This is a genomic window from Kineothrix sp. MSJ-39 (assembly GCF_018917935.1).
GTDB lineage: Bacteria > Bacillota > Clostridia > Lachnospirales > Lachnospiraceae > CAG-194.
Window position 1 is genome coordinate 76,150 of record NZ_JAHLPN010000012.1, and the last position, 22,933, is coordinate 99,082.

The following is a 22,933-nucleotide window of genomic DNA, read 5'->3' on the forward strand; positions in this document are numbered from 1 at the left end:
GAGAGCGTATGAGAATGAGCAAGAAAAGTAAAAGGACAATAGTAGGATTAGTCGGATTTTGCATGGCTGCGGTTATATTCGGAGCGGAGGTAATGACCAACGTAACAGATGTGCAGGCTGAAACAAAGGTGTTTGATAAGATTAAAGATACCTATCAGACAGAAAACGCAACAACTTTTACTATATTGGAAATTGAACCAACAGCGGAAACTTATAAGGTTGACAAGGATCAGAATGCAAATGATTATAAATCAACGAAAGCAGAGTTGGGTTACTTGTTTTCAGATACAAGATATAGCGATGAAATGAGGGGATTTGGTAAAACTTCTCAAGGTAGAGCATTAGGAGATCCAAATTACAATCTGGATAATAATAGAAATGAATATGCCAAGATTTTGTTAAAAATGCGAAATTTTGGTATGATAAAGCCGGATGGTATTGATGCGCAGAGAGATGCGCAAAGTGTGGGTGAATACCTGTTTTATGCACCTGGAAATGCTATTTTTTCTACTTTTAAAACTGGTGACTATGAAGAGTTTACGGAAAAAACATTTGTAAAAGGTATATATTCCATGAAAGAGGGTGGAGAATACCAGCTTGCAGATGGATATGAAATTGACAAGAATGGCAGAATTTGTCTGGTTAAACAGGAAAGTGTCAGTGAAAATGATCTTACAGAAGAAGATCGTGCAAATATCATTGGACCGGATGAATCCGTTAGCAGCAACTCGATTGTAAAGCGGCTGGAACCTGTTACAATCGATACTACTAAGATGGGATTACCGGTGGCTGCAGACGGAACAAAGCTTGTTACACATGTTGGTCAGGGTGGTAATCTGACTTTTACAAGATCATTGAATACTTCCTTAACACATACAGAATATTGGGGATATGTCAGTGACGATGAAAGTGGTCAGATTTCTTTATACTATGCTACAAGTTTAAAAGGCAGCCAGAAACATTATAACAGTAATTGGTTTCAAGAGTATGTATTTGGTAATTATGTCGATTATAAGAATAAGATGACCATTAAGTATATTACCAAAGCAGCGAATGAGGTAACAGCGAAGGATATTGAGACGGCTAACCTTATTTATATCAACGGAACAAATACAGAATTTATAAATGAAAAACAGGATATATCAGATGATGTTCTGCTTACTTTATTTAATAAAGTTGCTGTAGATCACAAGGCTTTGATTATGGATTATTTGAATTATAGTCCGGAGTCCGCAGAGTCACAGAATATCAGTAAATTGGCTCTCCTTTTATGGCAGACGGATTATTCGAATGTTGTAACAAGAGCGCAGGAAAAGGGATTATATAATTCTACAACAGAAAAAATAGAATCCCCAAAAGATTCTGAAACGAATAAGCCAACAAAGACATCGGCTGAAATTATAAAAGAACTCTTTGAAGATAAAGAGTTTGTAAGTGGATTAAAAACCACTATTATGTATGGCGGTAATGGTAACTTTGTAACGGGTAATACATATGTATATAATCATCATATTGCTGATTTCGATTCGCCAAGAGCAATGGTAGATGCACTTGATTTTATCGGAAATGGTGATTTTACTTCTTATTATACATCAGCGGTTGCATCTTCTGGATTTTCAGAGGTATTAAGTTATATTAATACAACCAATAAGAATTCACTGGAAGGAACGATGCCAACTAGAGTATCTCCGGCTGTTGCGGTTCAGTACATTCTGGTAAGTGACGGAAGAGGGCTGGCTGTAGTAAAAAACAGTCTGAATATTTTGGAAATCCAGCCGACCACAGCGTTTCTTTATAATGAAAAGCGCGGATCGGAGGAATATGCTGATCTTGCATCAAACAGCAAAACGAAAAAGAACAGAGATGCATTTATAGCGAAATATCTGAGCGCTTACTATAATCAGGATACCATGAAGAAATTTATTACGTTTGAATCCATGTCGATTGATGAATTTAATGGACGTAATGAAGATCTTGTTGAGACATATGATATTGTTTATATTGGCGGTGAGATTGGCAATTATTATTATACAACTGTAAATTCAGGGACATCATCTTCCGGTAGTAATGTAAATACTTATACAGCAGTTGATGGAATTTATAATCCAATTTCATCTGTAACAGGTGATAATCAGCAGACAACAGCCGGTACATCAAATGCAGTGAAAAAGGATCTGCCCGTTTATACAGATAAAGCAATGACTGGTATGATCTATTACAATATCGGAGATATTGTAACAGCAAATAACTGGCTGCTCGGATATCTGGATACGGATCCAAGTACAGAAATCTCAGCTGCGGATCTTGCTGATAAGGAAAGTAACAGAGATGCCAATATTACAAGATTAAATGGAAAAACAAGTACGACGAGATATCCGGGACGTGATATTACCAAGACAAAGCTTGCAAAACTGGAAGAATATGTGAAAGCAAATTGTCTGGTAGTAGTAGACGGAAGCCTGATGGGAGCAGTTGGTACAAAGGATAATATCAAAATTAATCCGACAGCAGTCAATTCAGATGTAAATGATAATAAAAATGATCATGGACGTGTCGATAATGCTTCTAATCTGTATGAATTTTTACAGTATACGTTAGGATATATCTATAATAAAGAAACAGGTGAATATGAAAATAAAGTAACGGATTCGGTTACTGTAACCTCAGACGCTGCAACAGATACATACGCAGCTGAAAATGCAGGGGGCTACAAGCGATATGTAGGATCAAATGTTGTTACAACGAGTCAGTTTGAAGCAGGAACTGTTACAAAGGATACGGTAAGTAAGTATGTTGCGACAGAGAAGCTGACACTTACATTAAATAAGAAGCCTACGGAGTACAGTTATCTGACAAAACAGGGTACGCAGATCATTGATCCGGATACTGTGCAGTATCTGGAGCAGGATTCGGATGGATCGAGAACTTTGACATATCAGTTTGTGATCGGTGCAGATGCGACAGACGGCAATATTGTGACGACCTATAAACCGCATTTGTATATTGATATCAACAATGATGGTAAATATTCTGCCAAGACGGAAGAAATTGCGGATATAACGGTGGAGGTGACCGGAAGCGGGGCTGAAGCAGAGAAAAACGCAAATGGCGAATATGTATTATATAAAGATATTGAGTATACCATGAAGCGTGCGATTGCGAAGGATTATTGCGGTCTCTTGAAGTGGAAGCTGGATGTGGAAGCATATCAGTATGCAAATTCACATGCTTCGGAAGAAGGCTATACACTTGCAAAGAATATTACCGGAAATGAAAAAATCTGCAGTATTTTACAGATCACGAATTATCCAACAAAACGTCATTGGACAAAAGATGGAAAGACACCCGGCTCTACATTGAATTTGGAAGAGGCAATAAAGGATCAGAATGGTACATATGGAAAATATCTGAATAATATTCCGGGATATAAAGTTGTTGTTTCTACTCTGGATGTAAGTCAATTTGAAGATGATTTTGATACCAAATGGACGGAAGAAAGTCAAAAGCCGGCACATAAGAGTCTTGAGGATTTTGCACTTGAGTATTTTGCATCTTATATGGTTGGAGAAGAAAAAGATACGGCAGGAAATGTGACAAAAGAAGGCGTTAAAGGTGCCAATATGTTAGTGCTTGGTTTTGGTGATGATTATGCAAACTTTACCAAGATGAGCGCAATGAAAGCAGTTGAGGCATTTATGGAAAGTGGTAAGCCAACCTTGCTTGCACATGATTTTATCGGATTTAATTCAGGATTCCAGCAGGTAACAGAGTTGCGTAATCTGGTCGGTATGGATCGGTATGGTAATACGCAGAATATTCTTTCAGATGATAGTAAGACAGTATTTATGGGGCTGGCAAACAAATCAGATGCTGCAAAAGGGCTGAATTATTTACATTCCGGTTCAAGCTATACAAGAACAGCGGCAAATGCTGCAGAAGTGAATCTGATCGAGTCAACAGGAAAGACAGTGGCATATCAGCCTGGTATGGCAAGAAAAACCATACTGCCATATACACAGGGATTTAGTAATACGTTGATTTGTTGGAAACGTAATGGGCAGAGTAAAAACTGGCTGAATTCGAACCTGGTATATTTAAATGGAAACGGTGAAGCAGATTATACGGTAAATAAAATGAATGATGGACAGATTACGACATATCCGTATATTTTACCGGATTCTTTTAAAGTATCTCAGACTCATTCACAGTATTTCCAGCTTGATCTGGATGCGGATGATGACAATGATAAGGAGTCGGATGTAGTAGTATGGTACACAATGGGAGACAGTAATTTAGACAGTGGTAAATTTAACCCATATGCAGATACTGTTGGCGGACCGATGGCAACGGATGGATATTATATTTATAATAAAGGTAATATTACATATACCGGAGCCGGTCATGGGCAGATGAATGGTAACAATCTGGATTCGGAAGCACAGTTGTTTGTAAATACATTAATGGCATCCTTTACGGCGAAGTATACAACACCGGATATTGGATTCTTTGAAACACCGGATCTGAATGCAACAGCAATCAGCAGTCTGGCAATTCCATATGATAAAAATGTTACAAAGCCTGTTGATCCGGATCATCCAAATGCAGGAAACACAGCAGTGGATTCCTCTATTCTGACAAATACGGACGGTACGAGAAAATATCAGTTTGTAGATCCGAATACAGATACTACAATAGATGAAAAGTCTGCAAGAACAATTGGTACACCGATGTATTTCCGCCTGAATGATACAAATTTCGTACGTGGTAATAAGTATCTTACAATTAAGTATTATCTGAAGGCTGAAGGAAAAGAATCTGGGGATGAATATACACTGAAGGTAGGAAACAGAGAAGTAAAGGCACGTGTAGAAACCGTAAATAAAACATCAGCTGTAGATATTTCAGAGTATATCAATACCTATACGGTTGCTAACGGAAGCTTTGGCTCTGTGATCGCAAAAGATACGCTGGATGGAAATAAGGTGAAGAATCTGTCAAGTATGGCAACTTATGGTTTTTATCTGCCATTATCATACTTAAATGATACAGGCGCCTTTACGATCATCATGGAAGCGCAGACGACTGTAAAGACTGTTTCATCAACTACAGGTCAGGAAGATGAGGAGAAGGAGATAGAGCAGAAAGCTTATCAGGAACTTACAGTAACAAAGACAGATCTTCTGAATCTTGATTAGAACAAAGTATATAGAGTTGTGTCTGCCATTAATTTGTGATAAAATTCAATGTGAGCAGAGGGTCATATACACATGATATGGGATGGCATACGCCATCCCATATTTTATAAAAAGAGTATGAAATATTTTAAAAGAAGATATGAAAGAAGAAATAAAAAATGAGGAAGATTCCATTTAGTCCACCGGATATTTCTGAAATGGAAATTCAGGAAGTGGCAGAAGCTATGCGTTCCGGTTGGATTACAACAGGTCCAAGGGTAAAAGAATTAGAACGTAGACTGGCTGCATATTGCCATACAAGTAAAGTGGTTTGTCTTAGTTCAGCAACAGCGGCGGAGGAATTGAATTTCCGTATATGCGGAATCGGAGCGGGAGACGAGGTGATAGTTCCGGCTTATACATATACGGCGACAGCTTCTGCGGCAATTCATTGTGGGGCAAAAGTCATTTTCATAGATAATTTCAAGAATTCTACAGAGATGGATTATAATCTGGTGGCAGACGCTATTACAGAGAAGACCAAAGCGATTGTAGCAGTTGATCTTGGAGGAATTATCTGTGATTATGATAAATTATTTCAAATAGTTGAAAGCAAAAGGCATTTGTTCTGCGCAAAAAAAGGAAATGATCTTGGCGCCAGAATACAGCAACAGATAGGGAGAGTGTTGGTTTTTGCTGATTGCGCACATGCATTGGGGGCAAGCAGAAACGGTAAAATGGCCGGTGAGATAGCAGATTTCACGGACTTTAGTTTTCATGCTGTAAAAAATTTTACAACGGCAGAGGGAGGAGCTGCAACATGGAAAGATATACCGGGGATAGATAATGATGAGATGTATCATGATTATCAGCTTTTATCTCTGCATGGACAATCAAAGGATGCCTTGGAAAGAAAACAGCTTGGGACATGGGAATACGATATTATTGGTCCGTGGTACAAGTGCAATATGACAGATATAATGGCAGCTATTGGGTTAAAACAGTTAGAGCGTTATCCTGCAATGCTGGAAAAACGAAAGAAAATAATAAAGCAGTATGACAGTATGTGTGATGAACTTCATATTCTGCATTTAAGGCATTATACATCTGAATATAGTAGCAGTGGGCATTTGTATTTGACCCGTATCCCGGGAATAAATGATCGGGAGAGAAGAGAAATTATTGTTCAGATGGCAGAAAGAGGTATTGCAACAAATGTACATTATAAGCCGCTTCCAATGATGACAGCATATAAGAACATGGGGTGGGATATAGCGGATTTCCCCAATGCATATGATTACTACCGGAACCTGATTACACTGCCTCTGCATACGCGGCTTAGTTTTGAGGATATAGACTATATAACAGAAAATTATAAAGACGTAGTAAGTAACTATTTAAAGGGGAAGGAATCGTTAGGTGATGCTTAAGAAATGGGATGAACTTCCTGCATTTATGAAATGTGAAGAGATCAAAGTATATTATGATGTATTGGCAGATAAGAAGTTGTCTTTATTTATGAAGCGTATATTTGATGTTGTCACTTCATGTATTCTGCTTCTTATATTATTACTTCCAATGATCGTTATTGCATTTTTGATCAAGATTGATTCAGCAGGTCCTGTTATATATAGTCAGGAAAGGGTAACTGCATATGGTAAAATATTTAAAATACATAAGTTTCGGACAATGGTAAATAATGCAGAACAGATAGGACCGGCAGTTGCGGTAGCACATGATATGCGGATCACAAAAATCGGGAAAAAATTACGTGATCTGAGAATTGATGAATTGCCGCAGCTTTGGGATGTTTTAGTTGGAAATATGAGTTTTGTCGGTACGAGACCGGAGGCGGTTAAATATGTCAAAGCATATTCAAAAGAGATGCTGGCAACTCTTTTACTTCCGGCCGGAATTACTTCGGAAGCCAGTATCCGGTATAAGGATGAAGGACGGTTATTGGAAAAAGTTGACGATGTAGATCAATATTATGTGAGAGAGATTTTACCTGATAAAATGAAGTATAATTTATTAAGTATAAAAAAATTTGGATTAAGAGCAGAATTAAAGATTATGTTTAAGACAGTGGCAGCTGTATTTGGATAGGAACCTAATAAAGGATACAATGATATGACAGAGGGATTGGTATCAGTTATCATGCCATCATGGAATACAGGAGAGTATTTGGCAGAAGCAATACAGTCTGTAATAGATCAAACATATACAAAATGGGAACTGATCATTGTAGATGATTGTTCAACGGATCAGACGGACGAAATCATTGCCTTATTTCATGATGATAGAATCAGATATTTTAAAAATGACAGAAATAGTGGTGCAGCGTTGGCCAGAAACCGGGCATTGCAAAAAGCATGTGGTGAATGGATCGCTTTTCTGGATTCGGATGATCTGTGGAATCCTGAAAAACTGGAAAAGCAGATAGATTTTATGCTTCAGAATGGATATGTTTTTTCATATACTGAGTACGAAAAAATTGATGAAGGCGGAAATGCACTTGGAATTGTAGTGACCGGACCTGTAGTTATTCGGAAGAAAGAAATATATCGTTATGATTATATTGGTCATTTAACGATGATGTACAATGTAAAAGAGTTTGGAATGGTACAGATAAAAAACATATCAAAAAACAACGATTATGCCATACGATTGCAGCTTTATAAAAGGGATGGCGCTTGTTGTTACTTATTAAACGAGAATTTGGCAAAATACAGAATTAGGAAAAAATCCATATCTCATGATTCTTTATTAAAAAAGATAAAAAGTCATTATGAATTGTTTCGTATCTGCGATTCCCAATCGGTATGGTTAGCCGGTATATTTACTATAAGAAATATGTTCTATGGTGTACTGAAGAAGATTAGGTATGAGAGGTAAAAATGGAGAATTGTGTTGTTCAGATTAACTTGGGAAATTTTGGCAGTACAGGTAACATAGCAAAAAAAATAAAGCAAGTAGGAGAAGAAAGTGGTTTAAATGTAATTCTTGCTTACCCGGATAATAAAAATAACACGACTCCGAATAAGGATGATATTATAATATGTTCTGAGTTTGTAAATAAAATTAATCAAAAAATGGCTTATTACTCCGGCTTGAATGGGTGCTTTTCGTGGTTCTCAACATTGTGCCTTATAAATAGACTTGATCATTTAAATCCAGGTGTTATTCATTTACATAATTTACATGATAGTTATATTAATTTTCCGTTATTATTCAGGTATATTAAAAGAAAACATATTAGTGTAGTTTGGACATTACATGACTGTTGGGCATTCACTGGTAAATGCCCTAACTTTACAGTTGCTCAATGTGATAGGTGGAAAAGCGGATGTGGAAATTGTAAGCAGCTTATAGATTATCCAAGTTCTAGATTTGATGTGACTAAAAAAATATGGAAAATAAAAAGAAAATATTTTTTGGGAGTAAATTCAATGCAGCTTATAACTCCATCAAAATGGTTGGAAAGCTTGGTTAAAGAATCTTTTCTCTCTGAATATCCTGTTGAAACCATATATAATGGGATCGACGAAAGTGTTTTTAAACCAATACGCTCAAAGTTTAGAGAAAAAATGGGTATTAATGAAAATAAAACAGTAATTTTAGGGGTTTCATATTGTTGGAATGAAAAGAAAGGAATCGATATTTTTTTTGAACTATCAAAAAGGTTGGATAAAAGTAAATATCAAATTGTTATGGTGGGGCTGGATAATAGTATAATAAGGTGCCCTGAAGAAGTAATTGCTGTATCACGGACAAATGATCTGAATGAATTGGCGGAGATTTATTCTGCGGCAGATATTTTTGTGAATGCAACAAGAGAAGAAGTGTTGGGAATGGTAAATATTGAAGCATTGGCATGTGGAACACCGGTCATAACCTTTAAATCAGGTGGAAGTCCGGAATGTATTGATGATTCCTGTGGCATTATTGTGAAGAGTAATACAATTCATGAGTTAATAGAATGTATTGAAAAAATGACCAATTCAGATCAGTATAGTACAGAAAATTGTTTAAAACGTGCTGAACAATTTCAGGGAAAAGATACATTTCAAAAGTATATTAATATATATAAAAGAATGCTGTAAATAGTTTGGAAAATATGAATGATGTGGGGAAGAGGATATGCCATTCTTTTCAATCATAACTGTGACATATAATGCAGAAGAAGAAATAAAAAGAACTTTAGATTCAATTGAGAGTCAGATTTATAGTGACTATGAATATGTTTTAGTAGATGGAAAATCAACAGATAAAACACTGGAATTAGTTAGTGCATTTTATCAAAAAATGCATCAGAAGAGTATAGGAGTGCATATTATCTCAGAAGAAGATAACGGCATATATAATGCAATGAATAAAGCATTAAAATATGTTAAGGGGAAATATTATATATTCTTAAATGCAGGTGACTATTTTGCAGATAATAGAGTGCTGTATAATGTGAAAACTAGGTTACAGACGATACAGTGTGATATTTTATATGGGGATGTTATATTAAAAAGAGAAAATTATTATAAATATGAAACGGCTAGGAATATTCAAAGTATAAAAAAGGATATGCCGTTTTGTCACCAGAGTGTCTTTGTTGCTGAGAAGGTGTTTCGTAACTTATCATATGATGAAAAATATAAGATATGTGCAGATTATGATTTGTTTATAAGAGCATATAGTGAGGGGTATATATTTGCGTATATAAACATTGCGATTTCAGTATATCTGATGGGTGGTTATTCTGCAAATAATGGTTCTTATGTATATTGGATGGAAAGAGCTAAAATCAGTTATTTATACGGAGAATGTTCGGAGAAAGAGTATATTGATAGAATATCACAAGTTGAAAAGAAGTATCGCCACGAGAAAAAATTAAACATATTAAAGAAATGTATTCCGGATTGTATTATTAGTTTGGGAAGAAAAATATTACTAAAAAAAGGCGGATGGGAAGAAAAAAATATGTAAAGAAAAATGAAATCCACAAATGGTTTGATAAGGATGAAGGCCAAATATGAAAAAAACCAATATGCTTTTTCAAAGTAAAGATAATTTATTACATGATATAATTTATAGTGGTTTGTGTAAACCAATTTCGATGGTAATTAGCTACATATACGTGCCTATTATTATGAATTATTTAGGCGTAGAAAGATATGGTATATGGACTACCATTATGTCTATATTATCATGGATTAGCTTTTTTGACATTGGAATTGGAAATGGATTACGAAATAAGTTAACGGATGCAATTGCACTCAAAGAAAATGAGAAAGAAAAAAAACTAATATCTTCTGCGTACGCGTTTATTGCAACTATTATGATCTTGGCGATTACAGTTTTTTGCGCAGTGGCTATACAAGTTGATTGGAATAGGGTATTTGGAATAACTAACATAGATGAAAATTTAACCGTAGTTGTATGTATTAGTGCTATTTTTATGGTACTGAATTTTATCTTGTCGATATGTAAAAATATAATATATGCTTTGCAAAAGGCTGCATATGCAAGTGTAATGGAATTGGTAACACAGATACTCAGTGTTTTAGGGGTACTTATCATTATGCGAGTGACTCCGGGGAATTTATTCTCATTGGCGTTAATTTATGGATTATCAATGACTATTGTAAATATTTCAGCAAGTATAATACTCTTTAGGAAAAACCGCAACCTAAAACCTGATATTCATTATATTAGATTAAAAGAAGGAAAAAGCCTGACTAATTTAGGACTACAGTTTTTTGTAATCCAAATATGTGCTTTGGTTTTATTTACTACAGATAATTTAATAATATCGTATTTATACGGAGCTGCTGATGTAACACCCTATTCGACGGTAAATAAACTCTTTACTGTGATAAGTAGTATTTATACATCATTGTTAGCACCAATATGGACTGCAACAACAAAAGCAAAGACTGAAAAACGATGGGATTATCTTCTGAATATTATAAAGAAAATGATAATTGTAATGATTCCATTTGTTATAGGTGCTGTTATTTTAGCTATAGTATTCAAATCATTATCTGGATTGTGGTTAGGAAGAAATCTACATTATACATATGGTCTAATACCTTTAGGTGCCTGTTATTGTATCCTTACAATATGGTGTAATATGATATCTTACGTGGCAAATGGATTGGAGTTAATGAAGGTTTCTATAATTCTGGCAATTATTCAGGCTAGTGGAAATATCCCAATGTCACTTATATTTGCAAGGGTATTGAATATGGGAATAGCAGGAATTTTATGTGGAACAGTATGCTCGATGGCAATTTCTGCAATAATTCAGCCAATAGCTGTTTTTTCTTATATTGAAAAGAAAAAGAAGGAGATTTAGTATATTTTCATGAATGTTATATATGATTATCAAATCATGATTGGACAAAAATATGGAGGAATATCTAGATATTTTTATGAGTTAATACAGAGATTTTCTGTGGCAGATGGAATATCTCCAAGATTATATTGTGTCTTTAATGATAATGCATATTTTAGGGGGAATAGAAGATCAATATCATATTCAAGAGTTAGAGGCAGAAGAAGTATAAATAAAATGATAATAAAGTTTATGCTGTCTTTTTCTAAGTATGACATTTTTCATCCGACCTATTATGATCCGTATTTCCTGGATTATAATAAAGGAAAACTGGTGTTAACAGTATATGATATGATTCATGAATTAATGCCATATTATTTTTCTCAGGAGGATTCCACTGTGGAAAATAAAAAGAAATTGATTTATAAAGCTGATAAAATTATAGCAATTTCTGAGAATACTAAGAGGGATATTTTAAAACTGTATCCTGATATTGATCAGAATAAAATATCAGTTATATACATAGGAAGTAATTTTAAACCGATAAAAAATAATAAACTAGATTGCAGATTCCCGCAAAGGTATGTTCTTTTTGTTGGAACCAGAAGAATATATAAGAACTATCTAAATTTTTATGAAAGTATGAAACCAATATTGCAGATGGATTCCAGCCTTCACCTTGTTTGTGCAGGGGGAGGGGCATTTACTCAGGAGGAAATAGATTTACAAAAGGATAATATTGATAGAATTCATCAAGTAAATATAGATGATGTAGCATTAAGTTATGCATATTCACATGCACAATGCTTTGTGTTCCCTTCTCTGTATGAAGGTTTTGGGATACCAACATTAGAAGCCTTTGCATGTAATTGCCCAGTTGTTTTAAGTAATGCGAGTTCAATGCCAGAAGTCGGTGGAGATGCTGTTGTATATATTAATCCATATGATATAGCTGACATGACAAAAAAGATAAAAATGGTATTAGATAATGAGGATATGCGTAAAGATTTAATCAAGAAAGGAAAAGAACAATTAAAAAAATTCGATTGGGATAAGATCGCGACTCAGACGTTAGATTGTTATAGGGAGGTCATAGAAGGGATGTGAGAGCATAATGAATAATGTTTTGATTTTTGGATGTAATGGATTTGTTGGAAAATATCTAGCAAGTGAATTTGGGCATAGTGGTTATAGAGTGTTTGCTTCGGGGCGCCTAGAATGCGATGAAAGCTTAAACAGATGCGTTAAAAGTTATATAACCGCAGATTTGACAGATTTTGAAAAAGTATGTGATTTAATTGCGGATGTAAAACCTGATATGATTATTAATTTGGCAGCTGTTAGTTCTGTAGCTGAATCTTGGAGCATGCCGCAGAGAACAGTAGAAATAAATTTAGTAGGAACACTTAATATTCTAGAGGCAGTTAGAAAATTAAGGCTTGATCCCAAAATATTATTGGTTGGATCTAGTGAAGAATATGCAATTTCAAATAATAAAATGAACGAAAAATTTCCGATTGCTGCAAATAATCCATATGGTTTATCTAAGGTAGCGCAGGAACATTTTGCAGAGTTATATAGAAAAGAATATGGACTTAGGATTATATGCACTAGAACATTTAATCATACGGGATATGGACAATCAGAAGCATTTGCAATTCCAAGTTTTGTAAAACAGGTTGCAAGGATTCATAATAGTGGAAAGCCTGGGACAATAAAGGTAGGTAATTTGGATGTAAGAAGGGATTGGGGTGATGTCAGGGATATGGCTAAGGCATATCGTATGATTCTTGAGAGTGAATCGAAAGAAATGATATTTAATGTGGGAAGCGGTTATATTTATCGTTTGAGTGATATATTGAATTATATTATATCATTAAGCAATCAAACGATAAATGTTGAAATTGATCCAACCAAATTGCGACCAATAGACAATCCTGTTATTTGGTGTGACAATTCAAAAATAAGAAAAGAAATTGGATGGGAGCCTCAATATACAGTTTATGATGCAATAAATGAGATGTTTAATAAAATGACAGGAAATTGAGAAGTGAATAACGCTATTTTATAATCTCCTGTAGAAAAAAGGAGGTTATATCTTGGTGGGTTAATAAATATTAAAATATGAGGTGTAAAATAGTGTCGTTGTTTAAAGATAAAACACTGATGATAACCGGTGGAACAGGTTCTTTTGGAAATGCTGTTTTAAATAAGTTTTTAAGGACAGATATAAAAGAAATCCGTATCTTTTCCCGGGATGAAAAGAAGCAGGATGATATGCGTCATGAATATCAGACCAAAATGCCGGAAGTTTCAGATAAGATAAAGTTCTATATTGGTGATGTCCGTGATTTACAGTCTGTAAGAAGTGCAATACACGGAGTTGATTACATATTTCATGCAGCGGCATTGAAACAGGTGCCTTCTTGCGAGTTTTTTCCAATGGAGGCAGTTAAGACAAATGTGCTTGGAACGGACAATGTTCTGACTGCTGCGATTGAAGCGGGAGTCGAGTCGGTCATATGTCTTTCAACTGATAAGGCAGCGTATCCAATTAATGCAATGGGGATTACAAAGGCATTGGAAGAAAAAATTGCATTAGCAAAATCCCGGATATCGGGAAAAACAAAGATATGTTGTACGCGCTATGGTAATGTGATGTGTTCACGCGGATCTGTTATACCTCTCTGGATTGATCAGATTAAATCGGGGAATCCAATTACTGTAACAGAGCCATCTATGACGCGCTTTATTATGTCGCTTGATGAAGCGGTAGATCTTGTAATGTTCGCTTTTGAACATGGTGAAAATGGAGATCTTTTGATCATGAAAGCACCCGCCTGCACAATTAAAACGCAGGCAGAAGCAGTTTGTGAACTGTTTGGTGGTAAGAAAGAAGATATTAAAATAATCGGTATTCGTCATGGTGAAAAGATGTATGAGACACTTTTGACAAATGAGGAATGTGCAAAAGCAATTGATAAAGGTAATTTCTATCGTGTCCCGGCAGATAAACGCAGCCTTAACTATGATAAATATTTTAAGGATGGAGATGCCGGGAGAAATACACTGACAGAGTTCAATAGTAATAATACTACTTTGTTGAATCTGGAAGAAACAAAGGAAATACTTGCCAGGTTACCGTATATTCAGGAAAGAATGGCAGAAGAATAAGGTTTGCCAGTTGTTTCAAAGGAGAGTAATGACAATGGAACATCATTTTCGGTGGAATAATAATGGAAAAACGAAGATCTGCATCGGGCTTGGAACTCGTCCGGAGATTATTCGGCTTGCAGCGGTGATCAGAAGATGCAGAGAGTATTTTGATACTTGCGTGATTTATTATAACCAGAACTGGGACAAAAATCTTTCAACTGTATTCTGGGAGGATTTTGAACTGAAAAATACCTTTGACGAGTTTGGACCGGATATATTGGTTCCTGTTGTAGGCGATAATCTGGGCGTAACTTGCGGAAATATTATTGCACGTAGTTATGAACTGTTATCGGAATTACAGCCGGATGGCTATTTGGTATTGGGAGATACTAATTCGTGTCTTTCTGCTATATCAGCTAAACGGTTACATATTCCGCTTTTCCATATGGAAGCGGGCAATCGCTGTAAGGATGAGTGTCTGCCGGAAGAGACAAATCGACGCATTGTGGATGTAATCTCTGATGTAAATCTGTGTTATTCTGAATTTGCCCGTAAATATCTGGCTGATACGGGACTTCCCAAGGAAAGAACTTACATGACAGGATCACCAATGGCTGAAGTAATCCATGGGAACCTTGAGAAAATCGAAGCATCTGATGTGTTGGAAAGACTGGGGCTGGAATCTAATAAGTATATTCTTCTTTCAGCTCACCGGGAAGAGAATATTGACACAGAGAAGAATTTTATTAGTTTGTTTACAGCTATTAATGCGCTGGCAGAGAAATATGATATGCCTATTTTGTATTCCTGCCATCCGAGGAGCCGTAAAAGATTGGAGAAGAGCGGATTTAAACTTGATTCCAGAGTCAGGGTCAATGAGCCGCTGGGATTCAATGATTATAATTGCTTGCAGATGAATGCTCTGGCAGTTGTATCCGATTCGGGAACGTTACCGGAAGAGTCTTCTTTTTATCTTTCTATTGGACATCCAATAGCAGCTGTCTGTATACGCACGTCTACAGAAAGACCGGAAGCACTCGAGGCTGGTGATTTTATTTTAGCAGGCATTACAACGAAAGAACTGTTAAATGCAACGGATATGGCAATTGAGATGAAACAAAATGGTGTATTTGGCAGACCGTGCCCGGACTATGTAGATGAGTCTGTTTCTATGAAGGTAGTCAGGATCATTCAGGGATATACAAATGTAGTTAATAAAATGGTATGGCGAAAGGATCAGTAAAGCGGATAGGGAGTACACTATGAAAATCTTGGTAACGGGTGCAAAAGGTATGGTGGGGACAGCACTTGTCAATAACTTGAAAAATATTCGTGACGGAAAGAATAAAACGAGACCCGCAATTGTAATTGATGAAATTTATGAGTATGACACAGATTCGATACCGGATGATTTGGATCAGTATTGCAGGAAGGCGGATTTTGTATTTCATCTGGCAGGAGTAAATCGTCCGGAAAAATCAGAAGATTTTATGAAGGAAAATTTCGGTTTTACATCGGATTTGTTAAAAAAATTACAAAAATACAATAATAAAGCCACAATTATGCTGGCTTCTTCTATTCAGGCTTCGCTTGCCGGCAGATTTGTAAATTCTGAATATGGACGATCCAAAAAAGCCGGAGAGGAATTGTTTTTTGCATATGCGGAAGAAACAGGGACAAGAGTGGCAATTTATCGATTCCCCAATATTATGGGACATTCCAGACCGAAGTATAACAGTGCAGTATCAACATTTTGCTGGGCAGTGGCAAATGATGAAGAATTCACTGTAAATGACAGAAATACGGAACTGGAACTATTATATATTGATGATCTTGTAGAAGGTATGTTTGATCTCTTAGAAGGCAAAGAACAACATTGCATATTTGATGGTGTGAAAACGGTTCTTGATGAATCTGGAAAGTATTGTTGTATTCCGGTAACGCACAGAGTAACTCTGGGAGAAATAGTTGATTTGCTACAGGAGTTTAAAAAGCAACCTTCAACGCTTATGATACCTAAGATGCCGGAAGGATCGTTTACAAAGAAATTATATAGCTTATATCTGACGTATCTGCCGGTTGAAAAAATGAAATATGCATTGAAAATGAATGTGGATGATCGAGGAAGTTTTACGGAATTAGTGCACACACAGGATTGTGGTCAGGTGTCAATCAATATTTCCAAGCCTGGTATTACGAAAGGACAGCATTGGCACAACTCAAAATGGGAAATGTTTATTGTAGTAGCAGGACATGGATTGATTCAGGAGCGAAATATCAACACAGGAGAAATCGTAGAATTTGAAGTGACGGGTGAAAAAATAGAAGCAGTATATATGATTCCGGGGTGGACACACAATATTATCAATCTTTCGGAAACAGAAAATTTAGTTACGGTTATGACATGCAATGAGGTTTTTAATCCGGATAGACCGGATACATTTTATGAAGTGGTGTAATATGGAGATGATGCAAAAAGAGCGGAATTCCAATTATGAGATGTTAAGAATTTTAAGTATGTTACTGATTGTAATGAGTTATTGTGATGAAATATTTGGATTATCGGATCTATATGGTGACACGTTGGGGGTATATAAAATGATAACCGACTGGCTTCATATAGGAGGGCAAATTGGTGTTGGATGCTTTCTTCTTATTTCCGGGTATTTCATGGTGGATAAAAAAATCGACTTGAAAAAAATACTTAAAATATGGGGAGAGGTAGTATTTTATACTATATTAATATGGATAATTTGGATTATTTATCAGCTTATTAGCGGAGATTTTGATTGGATATTGGCGGCTGATGAAATAAGTTACGCTTTGTTCCCGGTTTTATCAGGACATTATTGGTTTATTACTGCGTATATAATTTTAATGGTTTTGTCGCCTTATATAAATATATTATTGCAGGCATTAACGAAAACGCAGTATCAAGCTTTTTTGGCTAGCTGTATTATTATTTTGGTTTTATTGAGAGGTGGAGTTCCCGGAATATTTGCCGGAATGTTTGAAGGGAGAATGTATTCGGTAATTCTTATGTATATAATAGCGGGATATATAAAAAGGTTTATTCCTATGAAAGCCGGGTCATTTCTTAAGCATATATGTATAGCGTTTTCCTTTTACATACTAATGTTTATGTCTTTTTATATGATAACGTATTGGGGATTAAAACTTAAAGATAAATCAATATTGGATATGAAGTATTTTTATAGGGAATTAAATAGTCCGTTTACGGTTCTTATTTGTATAGAATTATTTATAGGATTTGGCAGTTTAAAAACATATTATAACAAAACTATAAATACTATAGCCGGGGCTACATTGGGTGTTTATCTTCTACATAGTAACAGATTGCTGGAGAAGGGGTTGCACATACTTTTTCCATTATACAAAGAACAGAATCCAATATTGTTAATCTTGTATTCTTTATTGGCGGTAATGATTATTTATGTCATGGGGACTGCAATTGATTTAATAAGAAAGAAATCCGTTGAAAAGATCTGGCTGCGGTTTCTGAATCGAAATATTAAGGAATGTGTTAAATGAAATATAAGTTGTTGAACTTATTTGAAAGATTCAATAATAAAGAAATGAAAAATGCTGGTTGGCTGATAAGCGGAAGGCTGATACAGATGGTGCTTTCTTTTGTAATCAGTATACTTACAGCAAGATATTTGGGACCTGCAAATTATGGAATTATAAATTACGCAGTAGCTTATGTCATTTTTTTCACTTCATTATGTACATTAGGGATTGATTCGGTTATTATAAAAAATTTCGTTGATCAACCAGAAGAACAGGGAGAAACAATTGGAACAACTCTGGCATTAAGGGCACTGTCAAGCATATTGTGTTTCATAGCAATAATTGTGATAGTATGTCTGGTTGACCGGGGGGAAACAACTACAATTTATGTAACGGTTTTATGTAGTATTGCTTTATTATTTCAGATATTTGACACTTTTAATTACTGGTTTCAAAATAGATATGAGTCAAAAGTCACCGCCATTTCTATATTAATTTCATATCTTGTGACTTCGGTATATAAAATATTTTTGTTAATATGCAATAAAGACATATACTGGTTTGCATGTGCCAATGCTTTGGAAAGCTTGTGCTTGGCGATAGGGCTTTTACTTGCGTACAGAAGCCACGGGGGTCCGCATTTATCGGTTTCATTTAGGAAAGCAAGACAATTGTTAAAAAGCAGCTATCACTATATTTTGTCGGGAATGATGATTGCTATTTATGGACAAACGGATAAACTGATGTTGAAACAGATGTTGGGAGAAAAAGAAGTGGGGTATTATTCATTAGCGACATCTCTCAATTCGGTATGGGTGTTTATTCTGATGGCATTTATAGATTCTTTTTATCCAACTATAGTAAAACTATATCAAATAGATAAAGAAAAATATGAAAAGAAAAATATTCAATTGTATTCTATGATAATTTATATGTCCGTTGTGGTAGCTGTCTTTTTTATTTTATTTGGAAAATTAGTAATTGGTAAAATTTATGGAGAAGCGTATCTGCCGGCAGTAGGACCACTCAGAATTGTTACGGGATATACGATTTTTGCATATTTGGGAGTGGCGAGGAATGCATGGATAGTCTGCGAAAACAAACAAAAATATTTGAAATATATGTATTTTATTGCTGCAATAATAAATGTTGGTTTAAATAGTTTATTGATACCCATCTGGGGCGCATCCGGGGCTGCACTGGCATCATTGCTTACCCAAATTGGCACAAGTTTCTTATTGCCGCTATTTATACCGGAGATGAGAAAAAATGTTGTGTTGATGTTAAAGGCTTTAAAAATAACGGCATTATACCGCAGTTGATTGTATGGAATTATAAATGAGGTATTGTTTATATGGATAAAGTACAAGTTTTAGTTGCAACCATGAACCAAAAGGATCATTCTTTATTGCAAAAAATGAATATACATTCTGATGTGCTGGTAGGAAATCAATGTGATGAGAATAAAATAGAACACTTTATATATGGAAATAACAAAGCATCCTATTATTCTTTCGCGGAAAAAGGGGTGGGATTAAATAGGAATAATCTTTTGATGCGTGCAACTGGTGATATATGTCTTTTCGCAGATGATGATATGCGATATGTTGATGATTATGTAAATGTTGTAAAAGAAACATTTCGGAAATGCCCCGATGCGGACGTTATTGTTTTTAACCTGATTGAAAAGGTACCTGAAAGATATATTATAAGGAAATGTGCCAGAGTTAGATTTTATAATTATCTAAGATATGGAACCGCAAGAATAGCCGTGAGAACCAAAAGAATCCGAGAAGAGGGAATCTTTTTCCATTTATGTTATGGCGGGGGAACGGAACACTGTCATGGGGAAGATAATTTGTTTTTGACGGAATGCCTCAGACATGGATTAAAAATATATGCAATGCCGGTGTATATTGCTGAATTATTGGAAGACCGGGAGTCAACATGGAATAGAAAATATGATGATTCCTATCTGAAGGATCAAGGTTGTTTATACTATGCAATATCAAAAAAAATTTGGAAACTACTTTGCTTTCAGGACGCAATCAGACATACGAAGCTCTATCATATGCCGGCTATATGTGCGTATAAGAAAATGACAAAGAAGGGACAGAACAAGGATAAAAATGAAATCTGTTAAATTTCTGACAACACTAATACCGTCGAAAGAATATGACGTGGTGCGATCAAAATCTACGCATACGATGAGTGATGCAGCAAGTGCACTTCAGTGGCATATTTATGAAGGTTTAAGCTGCCATTTCCCGGAAAAAATTCAGATTATAAATGTAATGCCAATATATAGCTATCCTCAATATTATAGTGATCCGTTTATAAAAAGAGAGAGCTTTGAAGAAAAGGGAAATGTACATATAAATGTAGGGTTTTGTAATGTGAAATTATTGAGAAAAATTTCGATGGCTCATCAAATATATAAAGAACTGATGAAAGCATTTTCTGAGGTAGAGGAAGGCATCTTATTTGTATATACTATAGGAGATGCTTTTATACAGGCTGTAGAGAAGTTTAAAAAAAAGAAAAAAATAACAGTTTGTGCTATTATAGCAGATTTGCCGGAAATGTCGGATTTGTCTTCAACAAAAGGGAAAGTGGAGAAATTATGGAATGTTGTGGCAGCACATAAGTCATATAGATATTTAAAATGTATTGATGCATATGTTCTGCTTACAGAATATATGGCCGATTATTTGCATATAAAAAATAAACCATATTGTGTTGTGGAAGGAATTGCCACAGACCCGGTGGAATATAAAACTGTACAAGCGAAAGGTAAAAAAGATTCAGAAAAGCGTATAATTCTTTACACGGGAACACTGCATGAGAAGTTTGGAATCCTTACTTTAATAGAAGCATTTCAACAAATAGAAATGAAAAATTATGAATTGCAAATATGTGGGATGGGAGACTGTGAAGAAAAAGTAAGAGAAGCAGAAAAAAAAGATCCCAGAATAAAATTTTACGGACAGATATCAAGAAAACAGATATTGGAGCTTCAGGCCGGAGCTACGGTTTTAGTAAATCCGCGTCAGAATGTGGAAGAATTTACAAAGTATAGTTTCCCCTCCAAAATAATGGAATATTTGTCTTCGGGGATCCCTGTCATTGCTTATAAATTAGATGGCATCCCAAAGGAATATGATGAAGTAATCCTGTATGTCGAGGGAAATGAGGCAATACATTTAAAAGAAAAAATGATAGAAGTGTGCGAGATGAGTGAAAAGGAACGGAAGGAAATCGGAAATAAAGGAAAAGAATTTGTATGGAGAGAAAAAAACAGTATAAAACAGACGGAGAAAATCGTTAATATGATTCAAAATATTTCATAATATTAATTCAACAATAATGATCCAGGCTTGCGGCTTCTGTCGAACCATATCTTTATGATGCCGCATGCGGCATATCTGTTCATCTATTAGAAAATCCATGCTTGCAATAAAATAATAGGAAGTACATATGAAGAGTTACGAATTAGAATTACAGCGGGCAGGAAGAAATAAAAATACGCAGATTAATATTGGCTATGTGAATAGCAGTAAATATCGAAAGAAATTTGATGCCATATCAGATTCAAAAGAATTAAACAGATTGCTTTATCATTTAGCCAAAAAGATGTTATTACATAGAAGCGGAACAGAATATGAGGATATGTACTGGATAGATCTTGATACATTATCAGTAGTAGCAAAGGAAATAACAACCGATTCCGTTAAAGAAATATCATATTCAAATAAGACCATAAAAATTGTGGAAGAATATAAAGCAGATCCTGAGAAAAGACTTTTAACATTACACACACATCCAAGCAGCTTCCCTCCAAGCATACCTGATTTTAATGCAAACTTCCAAAATGGATATAATATGGGACTGGTTATCTGTCATGATGGAAAGATATTTCTGTATGCGGCAGAGGAAGAAATTAGTGAAACGTACTATGATTTGTTGGTTGCGAAAAAAATGCACCAAGGATATAATGATTATGAAGGAAGATATACAGCTCTCATGGAGATGCAGGAAAAGTTTGGAATTATATTTAAGGAGGTAATGGTATATGATAATGGAAAATGATGAATTTAAAATCCCTAAGAAGTATTGTAAAATGTCCATTGCCCAAATAGAGCAGGAAGCAGAAAAAGTCTTAAAGGAAATCCAAAGTGCGCCAAGAAACATACGACGAAAGAAAAAGGCTGCACGGGGCTGTAAGGACATACGATTTTATTTATAACAGCAGAAGGGAAGGCGAGCAGCCTTCCCTTTTTTGGCCAAATATGTCAAAAATGATACCGAAAATGCAGCAACCGGAAAAAATCCTTTACACATCCATTTTTTTAGTGTATAGTTTGAAACGATTATTACAGGACGCTAGGGGAAGTAGTATGGCAAAATATTTGGTTATTGTGGAATCACCGGCAAAGGTGAAGACAATTAAAAAATTTTTGGGCAGCAATTATGAGTGAATAATCCGGCTTCCGTGTCCATGCTGTCCGGCGAAAGGAAACCGTGATTCCGTTTTCTAGGAAACCACTATTCCGGAGGTGGAAACCATGAGTGTGTGAATAAAACTCTGTAAATGTAATCTTCTATGATAATGATTGGGCTGAAGGCTCTCAAATGAGCATTCAGCCCTTGCTTTATATATAACAGTGTCGATTCGAGCATGTCAAGAGCAGGCGAAAATTTCCGCCTGTAAAACAAGCTTTAAAGTTACTATTCGGGCAATCGG

18 protein-coding genes are annotated in these 22,933 nt (G+C 35.4%); all 18 read left to right on the forward strand.

Annotation, left to right across the window (positions count from 1 at the left end; all coding sequences use genetic code 11):
* The first annotated feature begins 14 nt into the window (after window positions 1-14).
* Complete coding sequence (locus KQI22_RS09085; protein WP_216551758.1) at window positions 15-5,195, forward strand: DUF5057 domain-containing protein; 5,181 nt, start codon at window positions 15-17, stop codon at window positions 5,193-5,195.
* A 158-nt stretch (window positions 5,196-5,353) separates the two neighbouring features.
* A complete protein-coding gene (locus KQI22_RS09090; protein ID WP_216551759.1) occupies window positions 5,354-6,604 on the forward strand; it encodes a DegT/DnrJ/EryC1/StrS family aminotransferase in 1,251 nt (416 codons plus the stop codon).
* Window positions 6,597-7,280: a sugar transferase gene (locus tag KQI22_RS09095; protein WP_216551760.1), complete on the forward strand. Its 684-nt coding sequence runs from the start codon at window positions 6,597-6,599 to the stop codon at window positions 7,278-7,280. Before KQI22_RS09090 ends, KQI22_RS09095 begins: the two co-directional genes overlap by 8 nt.
* Before the next feature lie 51 nt (window positions 7,281-7,331).
* Window positions 7,332-8,069: a glycosyltransferase family 2 protein gene (locus KQI22_RS09100; RefSeq protein WP_330623322.1), complete on the forward strand. Its 738-nt coding sequence runs from the start codon at window positions 7,332-7,334 to the stop codon at window positions 8,067-8,069.
* A 2-nt stretch (window positions 8,070-8,071) separates the two neighbouring features.
* Entirely contained in the window at window positions 8,072-9,277 is a 1,206-nt protein-coding gene (locus KQI22_RS09105; protein WP_216551762.1) for a glycosyltransferase, read from the forward strand.
* A gap of 61 nt (window positions 9,278-9,338) precedes the next feature.
* Window positions 9,339-10,151 (forward strand): glycosyltransferase family 2 protein, encoded by an 813-nt coding sequence (locus tag KQI22_RS09110; protein ID WP_216551763.1) that lies wholly within the window; start codon window positions 9,339-9,341, stop codon window positions 10,149-10,151.
* Window positions 10,152-10,197: 46 nt separating this feature from the next.
* Window positions 10,198-11,523 (forward strand): lipopolysaccharide biosynthesis protein, encoded by a 1,326-nt coding sequence (locus KQI22_RS09115; protein WP_216551764.1) that lies wholly within the window; start codon window positions 10,198-10,200, stop codon window positions 11,521-11,523.
* A gap of 9 nt (window positions 11,524-11,532) precedes the next feature.
* Window positions 11,533-12,609: a glycosyltransferase family 4 protein gene (locus KQI22_RS09120; RefSeq protein ID WP_216551765.1), complete on the forward strand. Its 1,077-nt coding sequence runs from the start codon at window positions 11,533-11,535 to the stop codon at window positions 12,607-12,609.
* Window positions 12,610-12,616: 7 nt separating this feature from the next.
* The gene (locus tag KQI22_RS09125; RefSeq protein ID WP_216551766.1) at window positions 12,617-13,549 is read left to right on the forward strand and encodes an SDR family NAD(P)-dependent oxidoreductase; all 933 of its coding nucleotides are present in this window, start codon (window positions 12,617-12,619) and stop codon (window positions 13,547-13,549) included.
* A gap of 92 nt (window positions 13,550-13,641) precedes the next feature.
* Entirely contained in the window at window positions 13,642-14,676 is a 1,035-nt protein-coding gene (locus KQI22_RS09130; protein ID WP_216551782.1) for a polysaccharide biosynthesis protein, read from the forward strand.
* 34 nt (window positions 14,677-14,710) lie between these two features.
* On the forward strand, window positions 14,711-15,901 hold the full coding sequence (locus KQI22_RS09135) for a UDP-N-acetyl glucosamine 2-epimerase (protein WP_216551783.1): 1,191 nt from the start codon (window positions 14,711-14,713) through the stop codon (window positions 15,899-15,901).
* Between the two features lie 19 nt (window positions 15,902-15,920).
* The gene (locus KQI22_RS09140) at window positions 15,921-17,117 is read left to right on the forward strand and encodes a polysaccharide biosynthesis C-terminal domain-containing protein (protein WP_216551767.1); all 1,197 of its coding nucleotides are present in this window, start codon (window positions 15,921-15,923) and stop codon (window positions 17,115-17,117) included.
* Window positions 17,118-17,157: 40 nt separating this feature from the next.
* Window positions 17,158-18,210 (forward strand): acyltransferase family protein, encoded by a 1,053-nt coding sequence (locus tag KQI22_RS09145; RefSeq protein ID WP_256447424.1) that lies wholly within the window; start codon window positions 17,158-17,160, stop codon window positions 18,208-18,210.
* Window positions 18,207-19,511: a flippase gene (locus tag KQI22_RS09150; RefSeq protein WP_216551769.1), complete on the forward strand. Its 1,305-nt coding sequence runs from the start codon at window positions 18,207-18,209 to the stop codon at window positions 19,509-19,511. Before KQI22_RS09145 ends, KQI22_RS09150 begins: the two co-directional genes overlap by 4 nt.
* Window positions 19,512-19,543: 32 nt before the next feature.
* Window positions 19,544-20,332 carry a glycosyltransferase family 2 protein gene (locus KQI22_RS09155; RefSeq protein WP_216551770.1) on the forward strand — a complete coding sequence of 263 codons (789 nt, stop codon included), beginning with the start codon at window positions 19,544-19,546 and terminating at the stop codon, window positions 20,330-20,332.
* Window positions 20,333-20,396: 64 nt separating this feature from the next.
* Complete coding sequence (locus tag KQI22_RS09160) at window positions 20,397-21,539, forward strand: glycosyltransferase (protein ID WP_216551771.1); 1,143 nt, start codon at window positions 20,397-20,399, stop codon at window positions 21,537-21,539.
* Between the two features lie 127 nt (window positions 21,540-21,666).
* Entirely contained in the window at window positions 21,667-22,278 is a 612-nt protein-coding gene (locus KQI22_RS09165; RefSeq protein WP_216551772.1) for a hypothetical protein, read from the forward strand.
* Window positions 22,262-22,435: a hypothetical protein gene (locus KQI22_RS09170; protein WP_216551773.1), complete on the forward strand. Its 174-nt coding sequence runs from the start codon at window positions 22,262-22,264 to the stop codon at window positions 22,433-22,435. Before KQI22_RS09165 ends, KQI22_RS09170 begins: the two co-directional genes overlap by 17 nt.
* The last annotated feature ends 498 nt before the right edge of the window (window positions 22,436-22,933 follow it).